General features: G+C 39.8%; 15 protein-coding genes. 4 read left to right on the top strand and 11 right to left on the bottom strand.

The genetic code is table 11. From position 1 onward, the window contains the following. Positions 1-12 precede the first annotated feature (12 nt). The 4 genes from MSBRW_RS08235 to MSBRW_RS08220 all read right to left on the bottom strand — a co-directional run bounded on the left by MSBRW_RS08235 (position 13) and on the right by MSBRW_RS08220 (position 3,904). Entirely contained in the window at positions 13-546 is a 534-nt protein-coding gene (locus MSBRW_RS08235) for a tRNA (cytidine(56)-2'-O)-methyltransferase (RefSeq protein WP_011308111.1), read from the bottom strand. Between the two features lie 58 nt (positions 547-604). Continuing rightward, positions 605-2,125 carry an AMP phosphorylase gene (locus tag MSBRW_RS08230; RefSeq protein WP_011308112.1) on the bottom strand — a complete coding sequence of 507 codons (1,521 nt, stop codon included), beginning with the start codon at positions 2,123-2,125 and terminating at the stop codon, positions 605-607. A 637-nt stretch (positions 2,126-2,762) separates the two neighbouring features. Further along, a complete protein-coding gene (locus MSBRW_RS08225; protein WP_011308113.1) occupies positions 2,763-2,978 on the bottom strand; it encodes a hypothetical protein in 216 nt (71 codons plus the stop codon). A 704-nt stretch (positions 2,979-3,682) separates the two neighbouring features. Continuing rightward, positions 3,683-3,904 (bottom strand): hypothetical protein, encoded by a 222-nt coding sequence (locus tag MSBRW_RS08220; RefSeq protein WP_011308114.1) that lies wholly within the window; start codon positions 3,902-3,904, stop codon positions 3,683-3,685. Positions 3,905-4,959: 1,055 nt separating this feature from the next. Between MSBRW_RS08220 and MSBRW_RS08215 the strand changes: the two genes are divergently transcribed. Then, a complete protein-coding gene (locus MSBRW_RS08215; protein ID WP_011308115.1) occupies positions 4,960-6,417 on the top strand; it encodes a cobyric acid synthase in 1,458 nt (485 codons plus the stop codon). A gap of 934 nt (positions 6,418-7,351) precedes the next feature. On the opposite strand, the gene ala is transcribed toward MSBRW_RS08215, so the two are convergent. Next, positions 7,352-8,332, bottom strand: a complete 981-nt coding sequence (ala, locus tag MSBRW_RS08210) for an alanine dehydrogenase (protein ID WP_011308116.1) — start codon at positions 8,330-8,332, stop codon at positions 7,352-7,354. 199 nt (positions 8,333-8,531) lie between these two features. Here ala and MSBRW_RS08205 point away from each other — a divergent pair, with 199 nt between their 5' ends. Then, positions 8,532-9,257 (top strand): DUF434 domain-containing protein, encoded by a 726-nt coding sequence (locus tag MSBRW_RS08205; RefSeq protein WP_011308117.1) that lies wholly within the window; start codon positions 8,532-8,534, stop codon positions 9,255-9,257. Between the two features lie 52 nt (positions 9,258-9,309). Here MSBRW_RS08205 and MSBRW_RS08200 read toward each other — a convergent pair whose 3' ends face one another. Together MSBRW_RS08200 and MSBRW_RS08195 are read right to left on the bottom strand one after the other, a co-directional pair. Continuing rightward, positions 9,310-10,359 (bottom strand): tetratricopeptide repeat protein, encoded by a 1,050-nt coding sequence (locus MSBRW_RS08200; RefSeq protein WP_011308118.1) that lies wholly within the window; start codon positions 10,357-10,359, stop codon positions 9,310-9,312. Positions 10,360-10,770: 411 nt separating this feature from the next. Further along, positions 10,771-11,160, bottom strand: a complete 390-nt coding sequence (locus MSBRW_RS08195; protein ID WP_011308119.1) for a hypothetical protein — start codon at positions 11,158-11,160, stop codon at positions 10,771-10,773. Between the two features lie 422 nt (positions 11,161-11,582). Here MSBRW_RS08195 and MSBRW_RS08190 point away from each other — a divergent pair, with 422 nt between their 5' ends. After that, positions 11,583-12,389 (top strand): serine/threonine protein phosphatase, encoded by an 807-nt coding sequence (locus MSBRW_RS08190; RefSeq protein WP_011308120.1) that lies wholly within the window; start codon positions 11,583-11,585, stop codon positions 12,387-12,389. A gap of 257 nt (positions 12,390-12,646) precedes the next feature. On the opposite strand, the gene MSBRW_RS08185 is transcribed toward MSBRW_RS08190, so the two are convergent. Both MSBRW_RS08185 and MSBRW_RS08180 read right to left on the bottom strand, forming a co-directional pair. Beyond that, positions 12,647-13,834 carry a tetratricopeptide repeat protein gene (locus MSBRW_RS08185; RefSeq protein WP_011308121.1) on the bottom strand — a complete coding sequence of 396 codons (1,188 nt, stop codon included), beginning with the start codon at positions 13,832-13,834 and terminating at the stop codon, positions 12,647-12,649. Between the two features lie 501 nt (positions 13,835-14,335). After that, a complete protein-coding gene (locus MSBRW_RS08180) occupies positions 14,336-14,557 on the bottom strand; it encodes a hypothetical protein (protein WP_048102987.1) in 222 nt (73 codons plus the stop codon). A gap of 331 nt (positions 14,558-14,888) precedes the next feature. Here MSBRW_RS08180 and MSBRW_RS08175 point away from each other — a divergent pair, with 331 nt between their 5' ends. Continuing rightward, complete coding sequence (locus MSBRW_RS08175; protein WP_048103452.1) at positions 14,889-15,293, top strand: FxsA family protein; 405 nt, start codon at positions 14,889-14,891, stop codon at positions 15,291-15,293. A 232-nt stretch (positions 15,294-15,525) separates the two neighbouring features. On the opposite strand, the gene MSBRW_RS08170 is transcribed toward MSBRW_RS08175, so the two are convergent. Then, positions 15,526-16,242: an LrgB family protein gene (locus MSBRW_RS08170; protein ID WP_011308123.1), complete on the bottom strand. Its 717-nt coding sequence runs from the start codon at positions 16,240-16,242 to the stop codon at positions 15,526-15,528. Between the two features lie 2 nt (positions 16,243-16,244). Beyond that, the gene (locus MSBRW_RS08165) at positions 16,245-16,706 is read right to left on the bottom strand and encodes a CidA/LrgA family protein (RefSeq protein WP_011308124.1); all 462 of its coding nucleotides are present in this window, start codon (positions 16,704-16,706) and stop codon (positions 16,245-16,247) included. Positions 16,707-16,934: the final 228 nt, after the last annotated feature.

Genomic DNA, 16,934 nt, shown 5'->3' with positions numbered 1-16,934 from the left:
AGGGGGATAGACTTAATCCCTAAGATTTTCTATAACCTGCTTACCCCTTTCTGCTGGTACAATTGTCAGCTCAGCATTTTGGAATTCTCTTTTAAGTGGCTCGCCGTCTGCAATCCTGTCCAGAGTAATTGCAACCGCTGCAACCTCGGAATGGGGCTGGCTTCCAACTGCAACATTCCAGTCTGCAAGCTGATAAATTTCCGGAGGTACCTTTTCTGCTCCTACCACAATCATAAGCTTATCACAGCTTTTAAGCTCGTCCGTGACATCGGGCAGATTGATCCCATACATTGAAAGATGGCAGACTTTTCCACCGGCAGCTTTCCATTCCTTGATTTCCTGCTTATAATTGACATTATTCTTAATATAGAAATTTCCGCCCCAACGGCTGACAACATCCTCAAGAGTTGCTATTATTCCGGGGTCATTTGAGGCGAGGAGCATACCTTCTGCACCGAGCAACCGGGCGGTTAAGCCCACATGGGTTGTGATTCTTTTATCCCTCTCAGGGCGATGCCCCAGACGCAGCAAAACAATTCTTTTCATGCTCGTGCTAAAACCCTGCAAGGTATTAAAGTATTTCACTGAAAAAAAGAAGAGAAGATTACTGGAACCCGTAGGTTCCGGGAATTCTCTTAAGAAGCATGCCCTCAACAACTATCGGGTTTGTTCTCTGGGCTGTTGCCAATGCGGTCTCTAGTTTGAACTCTTTTTCAGCATAGATCGTAAGGATAGGATCTCCCTTCTTAACGGATTCTCCCATTTTCTTGTGAATAGCGACCCCGGCTCCTTTATCATTAGGAGCTCCTGCCAGCCTGGCAATTTCAATTATCCACTTATTGTCAAACTCGATGACATATCCGTCCGCAGAAGCGAGAATATCGGCAGTATATTGCCCTACCTGGATGTCAGCCGAGGTAATCTTCGGATCACCGCCCTGGGCTTCAATAATCTGTTTCATCTTCTCAAGGGCTTTTCCGCTCCTTAGTGTTTCCAGTGCAATCTCTTTTCCACGGTCCCTTGGAGCCGCACCCCCCATCTCAAGCAGGATACCTGCCAGAGCCGCACTCTTTTCAATAAGGCTGTTCGGACCTTCCATACTTTCCAGTACCTTCAGAGCTTCCCTGACTTCCAGTGAAGGTCCTACTTTTCTTCCAATAGGAGACGAACCATAGGTGATTGCACATTCAACGTTCATTCCAAGCCTGTGCCCAAGGTTAATCAGGTCTCTTGCAAGTTTTTGCCCTTCCTGAACAGTTGGAACTTTTGTGCTCGGCCCAACCGGAATGTCCATTACCACATTGTCGGCCCCGATAGCTCCTTTTTTTGCCATAATCGAGGCGAGCATCTGGTAGTAAGGATCAATGGAGAGAGGGTATTCAACCCTTATGAGCTTGTCATCGGCAGGCGCTATATTTGTGGCTCCGCCCCAGACAAGAGCGCCCCCGACTTTTTCAGTTATCTCTTTGACTTCTTGGGAACTGAACTCTACCGGACAGAGCACTTCCATAAGGTCAGCAGTTCCACCTGCCCCTGTAATCGCCCTTGAACTCGTCTTCGGAATAAGAAGCCCGTTTGCAGCGATAATAGGAACAACAAGGAGGGAGATCTTGTTTCCGGGCACTCCTCCTATCGAGTGTTTGTCCATTATAGGATGAGTGTCAAACTCAATCGTGTCTCCGCTCTCAATCATAGCTCTTGTAAGCCATTCGACCTCATCATCGGTCATTCCGTGAATATAAGAAGATGTTATAAATGCCGAAAGTTCGATTTCACTGAGATTTTCTTCCACTATATCGTTTACGAGTGTTTTAATTTCTTCCTGCACAACAGGTTTTTTATCCATCATTTTCTTGATCACGGATGCGGATTTAGAACGGAATGCCGGAACAACTTCGACCGGTTTATCCCAGTTCACAAAGTGCTCATATACCTCGGAAAAAACGCCCAGCGTGCCTGGAGGAACCATATCATCCGTTGTATCCGCAATTGCAGAAATACTTTCACGCCCACGAATACGGACCCTATCGCCTGGGTTAACCCCCAGTTCCTTTGCATCGGCAATATTTAGTAATATCTTGTGCTGCCCTATTTTTATGTTAAAATGTTCTAACTTCAATTGCATGAATAAACTCCTTACGTATCTTTCTTGTTATAAGTGTAAATCTGTGGCTGAAATTTGTTTCCCTATAATCCAGAATTTCTATTTGTTTTCCTATCTAAAAAACTGACAGTCCAGCCTGAAAAAATCTGGTAGATTTAATAGTAACTGTGGGTAGTAATGTAAGTTGTAGTTGTAAGTTGTAGTGTTGAGTATAAATGCTGAATCTTATAAATGCTGAATCTTATAAATGCTGAATCTTATAAATGCTGAACCTTATAAATGCTGAACCTTATAAATGCTGAATCTTATAAATGCTGAACCTTATAAATGCTGAACCTTATAAATACGAAACCGAGGTAACATATTGACCTTCATATTATTTTAATATAATTCTGTAAAAAACTTTAAAAAATGAAGAATAAAGAGATTAAAATGAATATTATAAAGTTTGCAGAGCTGTCTGTATATTCTCTTCCACGAAGTCAAAAAAATTTGAAAAAATTTTTTTAATAGTTTACATTGATCTTGAGTAAAGAAAGAATAGAGATTAATGGGAACAAATTAAACTGGAATATTATTTTCTACTCCCAGAATCTAAAATTACTCAGTACCATTTAGTCGTATTTCATCTAAATTTTCAAAGCTACTCATTTATCAGTTATTTTTCATAGTTGCGCCTGGATAGGGAAACAAGACCTTTTGCAACTCCCAGTCCGATAATTCCTATCAACACCGCGGTTAAGATAACCATAAACAGGTTTCCCTCATCAGCAAATTTGAACATGAAGTAAAATAAAATAATATCTATTACTGCTCCAATGCCCACCAAAGCTATTGCCGGGCCCCCTAAAACTTTTCCAGTATCCCTGCCCATTTTCCGATCCATCCCGAAATAATTATAAATTAAGGTTTAAGGCTTAAAATATCTGTGTTAAATAATTATAAATTAAAGTCTAAGGCTTATAAAATATCTGTATTAAATAATTATTTAATTAATTTTTAATAAAGAAGAACTCTTTTAGTAAACTTTTTTGTAGCAGGAACCAGTAGTGGGAACTCATGTTAAAGTAAACCTGTAGCTAAGCGTAATGGTTCCTGAGATTTATCAGAGAATTGAAGTAATTGCATATAAATCTTAGGAAATTACAATCCTTCAAGTTCAAATAGACAGGAAGTTTCAGATTCTAAGAATAGATTATCTAAAAACAGGAACGTAAATGAATAAGGAAACTAAACGAATAGGAAAGTAAACAAATAAGGAAAGTAAACAAATAAGGAAAGTAAACAAATAAGGAAAGTAAACGAATAAGGAAAGTAAACGAATAAGGAAAGTAAACGAATAAGGAAAGTAAACGAATACGGCGATATTTTTAGTATAGCAGCATAGAGTTATTTTTAGTAAGGCGACATGAGATAATTTTTAGCATGGTGGCAGGCATTATTTTTAGAGCCTTACCAGTAAACATATAAAATATCCAACAGATTATTAATTTACAATAACTAAGTTACTAGTTCTCAATAGATATGTGTATTTTCCAGAAGTCGTCCCAAGAAGCAAAATTCGTTAAAAAATTAATATCAGAGAAATTCGAGGCATAGAGATACGTAATACTCTCTTGCGATCTTCTTGAGCCAATCAGGCACAATGCAATATTTGTCAACTATAAGTTCATTCAGGTAGTACAGTGACTCTTCGGTTTTACAGTCACAGAGCCGCTTTACAGCCGTTCTTCTTCCCCACGCAGATCTTTCATCATCCAAAGCTTCAAGGTAAAGCTGATATTCTCTACTGTTTTCCATTACATTAAAAATATCTACCAATCAATATAAATATTTGTATTGGGATTCAATTAAAATAATTCAGGAATTAAAGTATGTTATAGATGTGCTCTATAGGTGCCTTTTCCTGGAGCTTATTTTAGAGATTAAAGAGAATAAACAAGTTAAAAGGGAACGATGAAATAAAAAGCAACTAAAAGTCAACCAAAATGCAACAGAAAAATTACCAGGAACAAACGAAGTATAAAATATTTTACATATTTTATATTGCCAGAATCAGTATCTAAAAAAGACCGCAAGAATCCGTGTTGAAGATCAAAAAATCACTTGGAATTATACAGAATAGAAAAGTTATACAGAATAGAAAAATAGGAAAATAGAATTCTCATACAGTGATCAGTTGATGAGAATTCTGCACAAGGTTTTTGTTCGCTTTTGTTCGCTTTTGTTCGCTATGCTTCGGTATGTAAACATCAGCTAAAAACGATATATAATTAACTGGAATTAATTTTTAAATTCAAAGAGATATTGCTTGACGTTGAAATGTTTAATGAGAAAGATAATTTTAACAGCGTTACCATTTTTTACTGAATTAAATAATTTTGAGAAATAGTTTAAAAATGGAAAAATGTGAAGGAGAAAAGTGATCTGTACTTTATTATTGTCTTTAAGCAGTATATAGTATCACTTATCCTGAATGTGGGACCAACTACTTAAAATAATTAGATAAAATGGTGATTACGTTATTGAGGGGCATTTTAGATAGAAATCATTCTAATGATTATAGGGTTGATTTAGGTCAATGTTACTTAATAGAAAGGTAGCTAAGGAAAGAGCAGTTTTCAGGTTTAGCTAAAAAGGTAAAAGCCTGAATCCGGTCAATTTTTTAAAGTAGATAAACAAAGTCTGTAGTGAATCCGAAAGTATTTATTCTTTAGTTGAAGTATAAGAAAAGAAATATTAAAAATAAACAAGTTTACTTGACTTTCATCTTCAGGAGAAAAATAACAGCCAATTTATAAAAATTATATAAGTAAGTTTAAAAAATAAGTGTTCGAGCAGAAGGTGTGGTAAAAATGGAAAAGAAAAGCGTCTTGATCCTGGGAACTGCTTCCCATGTTGGGAAAAGTTCAGTCGTGACTGCCATATGCAGAATCCTTTCAAGAGAATACAGGGTTGCCCCCTTCAAGGCTCAGAACATGAGCCTGAATTCCTGGATTACAAAGGATGGAAAGGAAATAGGAATTGCTCAGGCAATCCAGGCAAAAGCCGCAGGCACTGAGCCCACTGCTGATATGAACCCTGTTCTTCTAAAACCCAAAGGAGACTGCGTTTCCCAGATAATCCTGTTGGGAGAACCTTATGCCGACAGGAGTGCAGGTAAGTACTACGAATCCATTGCGGAAATGAATGAAGTCCTTGAAGGGGCTCTCAAAAGGCTCTGCAACGAACATGATATCATTGTCATGGAAGGAGCTGGAGGGGCTGCCGAGATTAACCTCTACGAAAGGGATATTGTAAATATTGGTACTGCAAGGCTCACACAGGCTCCCATAATCCTTGTTGGAGACATAGAGAGAGGAGGTGTTTTTGCAAGCCTCTACGGCACAGTTGCACTTCTTCCAGAAGATGTGAGGAAAAATGTCAAGGGATTTATTATAAACAAATTCAGAGGCGACCTGGAAATTCTGAAGCCAGGCCTGAAACAGCTTGAAGAAAAAACCGGCATTCCGGTACTTGGAGTACTTCCTTATTTCAAGCTTAACATTCCTTCTGAGGACTCGGTTTCACTTGAGGATAAAGAAGCCGAAAAAAACGAAAAAGAAATCGAAATCGCAGTCATCCGCCTGCCAAGAATCTCGAACTTTACGGACTTCGAGCCCCTGGAAAGATCTGCTAAAATCCGCTATGTAGAACTTGATGAAGACCTCGGAACTCCAGACGCGATCATGATTCCGGGCACGAAGAACACGGTTAATGACCTTCTCGACCTTAAAGCAAGTGGTATGGCCGAGAAAATCCAGGCATTTAAGGGAAAAATCCCGATTTTCGGGATCTGCGGCGGCTACCAGATGCTCGGTAAGACAATTTATGATTCCGGAGTTGAAAACGGAGTCGAAGCCGAATTTGAAGGCCTTGGCCTTCTGGATATAGGGACAAAGTTCGGAGAATACAAAAAGAGAACAATCCAGGTCACGAAAAAGGTGAGTGCTTACGGCCCGATACTTGCTCCAATAGACGGAGAGGAAATAAAAGGATATGAAATCCATATGGGCATAACCGACTCTTGCCGCAATATCTTTGGAAATGACGGTGCAATCGATAAGGCAGGCCTGGTAATTGGGACTTACCTGCATGGGCTATTTGATAATAAAAATATAAGAGACGCCCTTATGCAATACCTCTACGAGAAAAAAGGACTTGAGTATATCCCTGAAAACTCCATGACCGAAAGTGATGCCTATGAAGAACTGGCAAATGTAGTCGAGCAGAACCTGGACATGGAAAAATTCTATGAAATAATAGGGATCTGAAAACAGGTCTCTGAGAACTGCAGGCGTCATACCCTTCAGGTGTACAAGGCAGAGCACCTGATTAAACTTTTTTAGAAAAGGTATTGTGCGTAAAAAAGTACTGAACGTAAAAGTACTGAACGAAAAAGTACTGAACGAAAAAAGTACTGAACGAAAAAGTACTGAACAAAAAAGTACTGAACAAAAAAGTACTGAACAAAAAAAGTATTGAGCGGTTTCAGGAGAACATTGAGAACATTCGGAACTAAAAACCTGGAATATTTGGGGACAAAGTACAGTATTCGCGGAGGGTATAACCGGCCTCCAGAAACCACTCAATAATAAATGGTTTACTGCTAGTTATTTATGTATTGTGAATTTATTCTATTATAGTTTCGAATTTAAAGATTCATGTTAAACTTCTCTCGCTTCTAACCAAGAAGGAATACCTGTGACCTATTTGTTTTCTTTTTTAGCTTTCAATGGTTCTAACTATACTACAGCCCATAGTGTAAGAGAATTTCCTATGGACTTTACAATCACGAAAAAGAAGTAAAGTGCGGGAAAAAATAGATTCATCTTTCCTATGTTCACCACTACTGACCGCGACAGCTCTGGCTTTAACTGGCTACGATCTCTGTAGCTACCAGATACATCGGAGACGCGAACAGACTTAACTCTAAAAGTTAGTCCACTTGCCGGGCGAAAATTGCCTTATTATCGCAACTTTTGACTCTTAAACATTAAGTCGGTTGATTTATCTACCAAATTGTTGCTGGAGTTTTCGGCCAAGCCTTTTTTGAAAAGCTATATCATGTAACCCAAAGTGCAATTTGGACAGTTCTCCCTAAGCAAAATTCATGCATATCTATAGAAATTGCCCCGCTTGAGCGAACGAAGTGAGCGAAACGAACCCGTCCTCCCGAGATGGGACTCGGGTGATGGAACTCAGGGGTCAGAACATAAGAACTTGCTTGCCGAGCCCTTTACTGACAGCCCTTTCATAAACCAGGTGCGCACTTGCAACATCCTGAATAGCGAGACCTGTTGAATCGAAGATCGTAATTTCTTCATCACTTGTCCTGCCGGGTTTCAGGCCAACTATTACTTCACCGAGCTCGGCATGAATATCGTTTTCCGAGATGTAGTGCTTGGAGAGAGGAACGTTTACTTCTCCGGAGTGAAGCGCCTGGACAATATCGTCCACAATTATCTTGGACCGGATTAATAGTTCAGGGTCAAGTTCTTCTTTTCCTACTGCATCAGCCCCTATCGCATTTATATGAGTGCCTTCTTTGATCCACTGGGCCTTTACGATAGGTTTTCTGGTAGGAGTGGTCGTAACAAGGATATCGCAGTTGCAGACCTTTTCAATGTTTTCTTCGTAACGGATTTCACAGGGAGTAGTATCTGCCATTTCCCGGATAAATTGCTCAGAACTTTCCTTTGTGCTGGAAGTAACCCTTACCAGTTCGGGTTCAAAAACTTCGCAAAGAGCTTTGAGTTGAGTCTTTGCCTGGTTTCCGGCCCCAACAAGGCCTATAACTTTTGAATCCTTCCTTGCGAGGTATTTTGCGGCAATTCCCCCTGCAGCTCCTGTCCTGACGTCAGTCAGGTAGGTTCCGTCCATAATTGCTACAGGAACGCCTGTTTCCGGAGAAATGAGAACAATAAGCGCCATTACCGTGGGAAGCCCACGATCCGGGTTTCCAGGGTGGACGTTTACAATTTTCACACCAGTAATATTCTCCTCTTCAAGATATGCAGGCATTGTCCGCAGATCCCCGTTATACGCCGTATAATAAAGGTAAGACTTTGGAGGCATCTGGACCCTACCAAGCCCATGCTGCCTGAAAGCCCTTTCTACGACCTGCATATCAGAACTCATATCTATTACATTTATTACTTCTTCCTGAGCCAGCCATAATATTTCCATAATAAACCCTCCAGCCGGAACCGTGAGCTGGCTCACAGCTGAAAACCAAGATAAAATTGAACAGAAAACTGAAATGAAAACCAAAGGGATAAACTGATGGTCTGAAATCACATTAGTATTTTTATTTCCGCAAATATGTATATATAACATATATCTTCACTCATTTAAAGAACTCCCTTCCCAAAAGGAGAAACCATTAATGAGAGATACGTATGTAAGTTCAGCCGATCTTTCCGATTCCTGTCCGAAAGAGGAATTACTCAAAGAAAAATTACTCAAACCTGCGCGGGATATCCGGAACATACTCCGGTGGGGCTATCCAAAGTTTTCGACCATCCGTTTCGTAGCTGACCACTTCCAGCTCAGCCTGGAAGAACGATACATTCTCACAAGAGTAATCATGCCTCCGGACAGGATAGTTTCCAGAATAAATAAAAAAGTGGCATGTACAGGCATAAAAGGTAGGTATCTTCTCCTTGATGGTTACAATGTCCTGCTGAGTGTGGACAGCCTGCTAAAAAAAGAACCCATGTGGTTCTGTGATGACGGGTACATAAGAGATACTCGCTACTATTTTAGCAAAGCAAAACAGGCCGAAGATATAGAGGAAGCTCTCAATGTAGTCCTCAAGTTTCTTTCCGAAACAGGTCCAAAATCAGTCATTTTTCTCCTTGACGCCCAGATCAGCAAAAGCGGGGAGCTTGCAGGCTTCATTCGCCATAAAATGAAAGAATACGGAATTTCAGGCGAGGCAAGAACCTCAAAAATCGCGGACTTTGAGCTGAAAACGGAGGGAGGAAATCCAGAAAAAAAGATAGTTTTGGCAACTTCTGATGGAATTATTATAGATTCGATCCGTGAGGTACTTGATATCACTGCCTGCCTGATGGAAATAATGGAAGTTGAACCGATCAGGCTATATTAATCGGTCATCAGGCATTCAATTATCGGGCATTCAGTTATCAGGCATTCGGTTATCAGGCACTCCGTTTAAATAACTCAACCTGTCTGTAAATTTCTTCGGCGGCTGCATACTGCCCTTTTTCTTTTAGTAACTCCGCGTAACCTTTCAGAGTCCCGAAATGCCCGGGGTCAAGCTCAAGGGCTTTTTTGTACTGTACCTCAGCTTCGTGCCTGTGCCCAAACCTGGCAAGCAGCCTGGCATACTCACAATGAGCTTCAACATCTTCAGGGTTCAGTTTAAGAGCACACCTGAAGTGCACCCTTGCCCCATGAATAAAACCGTGTTCTGCAAGCAAACGGGCATAGAAAATGTGCGGGCGCGGATCAGCAGACTCAGCTTTGAGGGCTACTATGTAATGTTTCTCGGCATCAAGGGGTTCTCCCTTTTCTTCAAGGAGACGGGCATAGCGAAAATTTGATTCCACATGGCCAGGATCAAGCTCAAGAGCTCGAGTATAATGGTAACTTGCTTCATTCTTTTGTCCGCGTTTGGAAAGTAGAATCCCATACCCACAGTGTGCGCTTACATTCTCCCGGTCAAGAATCAAAGCACGGCTATATACTTCTTCGGCCTCATCCAGTTTTTTGAGCCTGTAAAGCAGGTAGCCATAATTGCAAAGCGTATCTACGTGGTAAGGATTGAATTCCAGGGCTTTTTCGTATTGAATCCGTGCAGCAGCGTTTTTTCCTTCCTTAGCCAGAACTGTTCCATACCCACTAAGTGCTTCGACATTTTGGGGGTTCTGCTGAAGGATTTCTTTGAATTCACGTACAGCAAGTTCATCAAGTCCCAGTAGAAAAGCTGTTTTTCCTGCCTCCATAAGGGTGTCTTCCCTGGCTTTTCCTGAAAATAACGAAGCGCAGGCTCTGGTAATTACATACTTCTCCCTGTACATTGAATCTTTATCAAAAATAGATGAAAGTTTCAGTAGGATTTCCTGGGAAAGCGAATGCTCATTTGAGAAGGAAACGACAAACTTAACGACCTCATCGAAGTCACAGTTATCAGCTGCAACCTGTTCGATTACACGAAAAACCAGCTCATCTATAGCATCAATCTCCATGTCTAAGAACCTCCTGAAATTTACCTCTAAAGAGATTTTATTCGGCTGGATATAAATAGTTGGCCGTCTCGTTATTTAAATAAAAACGAAATATGAAATATTAAAAAGACAGTTTTATAATATATTAAAAAAGTACCTGTATTCGAAATTTAGAAAAATAGAGAAAACGAAAAGAGAAAACGAAATGAAAAACGAAAAGAGAAAACGAAATGAGAAAACGAAAAGAGAATCAAAAAGAGAGAATCAAAAAGATTAATCTTCTCGAAGTTTTCACCTGAAGGATTCTCTATTCATTTAGATTCTACTTCATTTCATTCATTCGGAACCTGCCTAGTGTAAACTGTATAGTGTATCCCGGCTCCTTCACCTGATAAACTCTTCCTGCTCCTTCAGAATATTTTTCCAATTTGTTCAGGACCTTTTTACACGTAAACTATACCGTGTTTCTACATCATATGTACCTTGAAGTTCTTCTTCATTCAGGATTCCTTTTTCTATTAGTTTGGTGAGAATTTTCCTGTCAACTGACTCAACTATATCCCAGAGATCTTTCTTCACAAGATAGGGTTTTAACCTGTTGATACGCCAGAGTTTCCATTCAACCTTCTGCCGCCTGAGTTCCACATCCCCAACTCTCAATACATCGATCTCTTTTTCCGTGAAGGTGTTGAGGATATGTGTTCTCAATTCCTCTCTGCGTTTTTCCAGAACTGAGATTGCAGAGACAATATCATCGTATTCAAGCACAACATCTGTAAGATCCATGTCTTCAGGATCCTGCTCATTGATATCAAGTTCCATAAATCTGCCTCCGTGTATATGCTGAATAAAGATTTTTATAAATAGATGTAATTTATGGATTTTTAATTGTCTTAATTCCTTGTTGCCTGAACTCCTTGTTGCCTGAACTTCTTGTTGTCTACCTGGTCGCTTGAACTTTAAGTTGCCTAAATTTTTAATTGCTTGAACTTTTAATTTCTTAATCTATTAAGTTTGCATACTTGATTTTAGACTTTGACACTATAAGCCTGCCTTCACAAACAAAAATTAAGATATTTGATGTCATACGGATACTGGAAGGATTTCTTCTTAAAGCCTGGAAATATTTATCGCATAAAAATTACCTGTATCTAAAGAACGCTTTCAGATTAGCTTTCTTAAGAGAGCCCATATAGAAAATGTCAAATCGGCTCTCTAAGAGGAACTTGAACAGAGGTGAGCTCATGGTATCAGGAAAGGTCTCCAGGAAAATTGCCGCAAAGGAAGAACTGCTTCTTATTCTCCCGAAAATAGACAGAGTTTTGGAGTCAGAACCTGCCGTGCTTCGAATTGACGCCGAACCTATAATGATTATTGGGGATATTCACGGGGACCTTCAGGCCCTTGAATTCATAATAGAAAAAAGGCAAGAAATAAACTGTAAGAATATTCTTTTTCTCGGAGATTACGTGGACAGAGGACCTCAAGGTGTCGAAGTACTTACAAGAGTTTTTCGACTGAAGCTTGAAGAGCCTGAGCACATATTCTTACTCAGGGGAAATCACGAAACTGTGGATATGAACCTCTACTATGGCTTTTTTGAGGAAATCGGTTTCGATCAGGGTTTTCTTCTAAGGACAAGCCGGACATATGATAAAATGCCGATAGCAGCTGTACTTTCGGAGCATACATTTTGCGTACACGGCGGGATTAACGGAACCGGCAGCATTGACGACATCAGGAAGGAAGAAGCCTTTGCTTTTCCTTATCTCTGGAATGATCCTTCGAAACACCCTGGACTCACCGCTTCAACCCGAGGCTCGACTGTAAAAGAGTTCGGGCCAGATATTGTAGATGGCTTTTTACAGACAAATAACCTGAAAAGGATTATAAGAGGCCATACAGCCCTTGAAAATGGGTACAGATGGTGGTTTGATGGGAAATTGCTCTCTCTATTTTCCTGCCCTGACTATGTTGGACTAGGGAATGCGGCGGCTTTTGCGCTATTTGAAAAAGAAGAGATTAAACTTTTCGTCTTTGGAAAGCAGTAGGAATAAAAGAAAACTTACTCAAAAGAAAGCTTACCCAAAGGAAGACTATCAAAAGAAAGCTTACCCGAAGGAAGACTACCTGGAGAAAAAACGTATTCCTTTTGAACCATTCTTTCTCCTAAAAACTCTACTGTAGTTTGTTTTGAAGATGTCAGTCCATATTCAAAGGATTAATAAAAAGTAAAAAATGCCGGGTTGGATGTTATTTTGATCAGAATAAGTTAGGGAAAGATCAGATAAAATTCCAGACATTTCTTTTAGTCCAGAATAATCCAGGTTTCGGTCATTTTGCTTCCGATATCCGGATCGAGCTGCATGGCCTTCGTATATTCCTTTTTGGCTTCGTCAAAGTGCCCCATCTTTCTCATAAGAAGGCCGTAACTGTAGTGAATAGGTGGGTAATAGGGATTCAAGACAAGAGCCTTCTCATACTGGTCCTGGGCTTCACCAAGGCGCCCGATCTCCGAAAGAAGGTTGCCGTAACTGTAATGTCCTTCAGCACTCTCGGGGTCCAGACTGAGCGCTTTCTTGTATTCCATTTCAGCTTCATATCTCCTTCCAAAGCGGGCCAGAAGATTTGCATAATTGGAATGAACTTTTGCATCATTCTGATCAAGGGCAAGGGCTTCCGTGTATTGCTCTTCGGCTTCTGAAGCTCTGCCTTCTCTTGCAAGGAGATTTCCGTAGTTAAAAAGAGTCCGCCTGTGTCTCGGGTTAAGAGAAAGAGCTTTTCTGTACTCACCTTCGGCTTCTGAAGAGCGCCCCAGGAAAGAAAGTAAAACTCCACAGTTGTGATGGAGGCTTGGGTCTTCAGGATCTAGTATTATTGCAAGCTTGTATTCCTTTTCCGCGTCCCTGAGTCTCCCCAGATCAAAGAGCAGGTTTGCGTACCCGCCTCTGGCAGGGACATAGTCAGGATCTGCCGTAAGTGCCCTTGAGTAGCACTCTTCGGCTTCTCTTACGTACCCGTACTCGGTCAGGAGATAAGCATATCCTGTATTCGCTTTTACATGTTCTGGAGAAGCTTCAAGTACCTTTTTATATTCCTTATCAGCAGCCTCTGTCCTTCCAAGGTCTAAAAGAAGTTCGGCATAGGCACACCTTACATCTCCATTTTCTGGATTTTCTTTTAGGGCCTCCAGATAACTTGCCTCAGCTTCAAGAGAAAAGCCCAAAATATGCGCGGCAGTGCCCAGCGAAAAACAGGCTTCTTCACGGAGCTTTCCCGAAGCTCTTATGAAACAGGCTTTTGCGAAAACATATTCTTCCATAACCATTTTCTGCTGCTTACAGGCATTCGAAAGGTCAAGTAAATCATTGGGGGATAACGATTTTTCTTCCGCAAGATCCAGGGCAAAATCAATCGAAGAACGCAGATTCTTCTTATCGGATCCTATAGTCCCAATAACTTTATATACGAAGTCACCAACTGCATCAAAGTCCATATATCCGGCACCTCAGAAAACAAACACTCTTTTCGGGGGATAGGTGAAACTATCTTTGTAACATCCGGAGTATATTTTACGTTTTATAGAATATATTAGTACGCTAGTATTGCGTATAATCTTTAGTATAATATTAGTTCATTCAACAGTGCATTAGACCACGAACATGGTATTATAGTAATCATATAACAGACTATTCCTCTTTATCGTTAAATGAAATAGCTGCTCTCTTAAAGCAACAGTATTTTCCCGACAAAGAGAACTTTTCAGGGTAGAAATAGGCCTGCTAAGTCAGGGAAAGAAGAAAAAATAGATTGGCATTTATAAAAATATATTAATTATAGTCTCGAACTGAAAAGAAAGTTCCAGCAGAAAAACTGAAAAGGAACGGAAGTAAATCGACCTCGGAGGAGAATAATTCAGGAATCAGGAAAATCGAATTTCAGCGAGGAAAAATCAGGAAAATGTAATATCAATAGAGCAGACCAGTAGTCTGAGAATTCACCTTGATGCCGAGAATGAAATTTTCAAAGAGAATTTCAGAGTTGCGCCAACTCCGATTCCCAGCGTCATCCACTTCCCAGGAAGTTGACCGATTTTCACGCCCACTACATTTTTCATATCTCTAGTATATTTCAGAGACTTTTTTCCATTTGGCTTTTTCTTTGCCTTTCCCTGCTGGTCCCCAGGTTTAGTTGCGCTGTTCGTATCGAGGTTCAGCAAAAGATATATATGTATGGTAACTGTCGACAGTAAACTTTAAAAGTATGTTTTAACTATATTAATATATATTAAATTGTTAAAAAGTACTTATCAGTACTAATAAAGATAATAGAAATCTAAACAGTACTAATAAAGATAATAGAAATCTAAACAGTACTAATAAAGATAATAGAAATCTAAACAGTACTAATAAAGATAATAAAAATCTAAACAGTACTAATAAAGATAATAGAGACCTAAACAGTACTAATAAAGATAATAGAGATCTAAACAGTACTAATAAAGATAATAGAGATCTAAATATATATCTAAAATTCTGAAAATGATTGATATGTTTTTTAAACTTTTCTCGATTTTCCTCATCATCCCCATTATTGAGCTTTATCTGCTCATCAAGATAGGGGAAATGATCGGAGCCTTAAACACCGTGCTTATTATTCTGATAACCGCAAGTCTGGGTGCTTACCTTGCAAAATCCCAGGGTCTTCGCGTGCTTCGCGAGATCCAGGAAGCAACAAGCAGGGGATATATGCCCGGAAACGAACTTCTGCACGGGTTTTTTGTGTTAGTTGGAAGCTTTGCCCTTATAACTCCGGGTTTTCTGACCGATATAATAGGTCTCTCCATGCTAATACCGCAGATAAGAAAAATCTATGTGGAAATGGCAAAGGGGGTTATAAGGAAAAAGATACAGAACGGTCAGTGGCAGATGAGAATGTACACGGATTTCCGATAATCCGGAAAAGCTCATTACAACACCGATTAAAGTTTATTTGTAGTGTAATATTTTGCCCTGAAACCGGAATTTTTACTTAATATTTGAGCTCTTCGTCATCATCTATGGATAATATGATTTTTAATCCAAGACCGCATTGGTTTTTATGAGGATATCCACACAAGACAACGAAGAGCCAATATTTGCATCCAAAATCGGAATTTTTACTTATTTAAGATCAGCCATTTGCCATTCAAGTTATAAGCCCGAAGACATAAAGCAACATGGGAACCAGAAAAACCGTAATTAAGCCTGCGATCCCTATTGCAAGTCCGCTCATTGCCCCTTCGGTTTCTCCAAGTTCTATTGCTCTTGTTGTTCCAAGTGCATGAGATGAAGTGCCGATTGCAACACCGACTGCAACTTTATCTTTTATTCGGAAGCAGCGACAGATAAACGGGCCCAAAATAGCACCAATAATTCCGGTAAATACGATTGCAGCTACTGTTATTGCAGGCAGGCCGCCTATCTGTTTTGAGATTTCAATTCCTATAGGAGTAGTTACGGATTTAGGAGCAAGAGATCTGCTTATAGTATCGTCAAGCCCTAACAGGCTGGAAAGAACAAGAATACTTGAGATTCCGGCTATACAGCCTGCAATTATTCCTGCAAGGATAGGAAGAGCATTACTTTTCAAGAGCTGAATTTTTTTATAGAGAGGTACTGCAAGAACCACAGTTGCGGGTCCGAGGAAGAAAGAAATATAATTTCCTCCAAGATTGTAAGTCTCATAATTGATCCCAAAGAATAGAAGGAAAACCATTACAAGTACAGAAGCCACAAGCAGAGGGTTAAGAATCGAAAGCTGGGTCTTCTTATATAATAGTGTGCCTATCTGGAAAGCTACTAAAGAGAGTAAGATCCCAAATAGGGGCATATTGACAAGCCCATTCAAAAAATCGGTCTGCAACTTCAGATCACCTCTTCTCTTCTATTCTCATGGGCATGCACACTTTTTGTATTCCTTCCAGATCCGTTATTATTAGCTTTATTGCCTTTATTTTCTATACGACTGGCTATTTTTACCGGCTTTTTCCTGAAGAACCTTTGAACAAGCTCCACAGTAAGCCCCGTTACAGCCAGTATTACAAAGGTAGAAATAAGGGAAACTGTCAGAATAGCAGTCAATTTTCCTTCAAGCAAGGCAAAACAGGTTATAAGGCTGGCCCCTGCTGGAAGAAAGAAGAAAGCCATGTTTTCCAGTAAGAAATCACTTATTTTATCTATCATATTGAGTTTAACTACGCCTGTATACAGGCTAAAGAAAAGAATGAGCATTCCCAGGACATTGCCCGGAATTGGCAACCCTAAAGCTTTCTGCATCAGGTCGCCAAGGAAATAAATGATAAGAATAATTGAGAATTGTTTTAGCAAGGTCGTTTTTCCCTCCCTGATCGAAATAGGACTACAAAATTCCTATATATAATATTTTTGTCTAAAAAATCTTGTGTTTTCTGTCTTCAATAAGATCTTGTATTTTCTTCTTTTAACAAAAATGAATTCAAATATTATTCAGAAAACGGGAGGAAATATAGCGAAAACAGAGTTACTGGAAAAACAGGGTTACTGGAAAAACAGGGTTACTGGAAAAACAGGGTTACT

It is taken from the genome of Methanosarcina barkeri str. Wiesmoor (assembly GCF_000969985.1).
GTDB lineage: Archaea > Halobacteriota > Methanosarcinia > Methanosarcinales > Methanosarcinaceae > Methanosarcina > Methanosarcina barkeri_B.
Note: the sequence above shows the minus strand (reverse complement) of the source record. Positions and strands in the feature narration are given on the sequence as shown.

Bases quoted from the DNA above. Each gene is read 5' to 3' on its own strand.
- MSBRW_RS08215 (WP_011308115.1), top strand. From the start codon at position 4,960: ATGGAAAAGAAAAGCGTCTTGATCCTGGGAACTGCTTCCCATGTTGGG.
- MSBRW_RS08185 (WP_011308121.1), bottom strand. From the start codon at position 13,834: ATGGACTTTGATGCAGTTGGTGACTTCGTATATAAAGTTATTGGGACT.
- MSBRW_RS08195 (WP_011308119.1), bottom strand. From the start codon at position 11,160: ATGGAACTTGATATCAATGAGCAGGATCCTGAAGACATGGATCTTACA.
- MSBRW_RS08190 (WP_011308120.1), top strand. From the start codon at position 11,583: ATGGTATCAGGAAAGGTCTCCAGGAAAATTGCCGCAAAGGAAGAACTG.
- MSBRW_RS08205 (WP_011308117.1), top strand. From the start codon at position 8,532: ATGAGAGATACGTATGTAAGTTCAGCCGATCTTTCCGATTCCTGTCCG.
- MSBRW_RS08235 (WP_011308111.1), bottom strand. From the start codon at position 546: ATGAAAAGAATTGTTTTGCTGCGTCTGGGGCATCGCCCTGAGAGGGAT.
- MSBRW_RS08220 (WP_011308114.1), bottom strand. From the start codon at position 3,904: ATGGAAAACAGTAGAGAATATCAGCTTTACCTTGAAGCTTTGGATGAT.
- MSBRW_RS08175 (WP_048103452.1), top strand. From the start codon at position 14,889: ATGTTTTTTAAACTTTTCTCGATTTTCCTCATCATCCCCATTATTGAG.
- ala (WP_011308116.1), bottom strand. From the start codon at position 8,332: ATGGAAATATTATGGCTGGCTCAGGAAGAAGTAATAAATGTAATAGAT.
- MSBRW_RS08230 (WP_011308112.1), bottom strand. From the start codon at position 2,125: ATGCAATTGAAGTTAGAACATTTTAACATAAAAATAGGGCAGCACAAG.
- MSBRW_RS08200 (WP_011308118.1), bottom strand. From the start codon at position 10,359: ATGGAGATTGATGCTATAGATGAGCTGGTTTTTCGTGTAATCGAACAG.
- MSBRW_RS08225 (WP_011308113.1), bottom strand. From the start codon at position 2,978: ATGGGCAGGGATACTGGAAAAGTTTTAGGGGGCCCGGCAATAGCTTTG.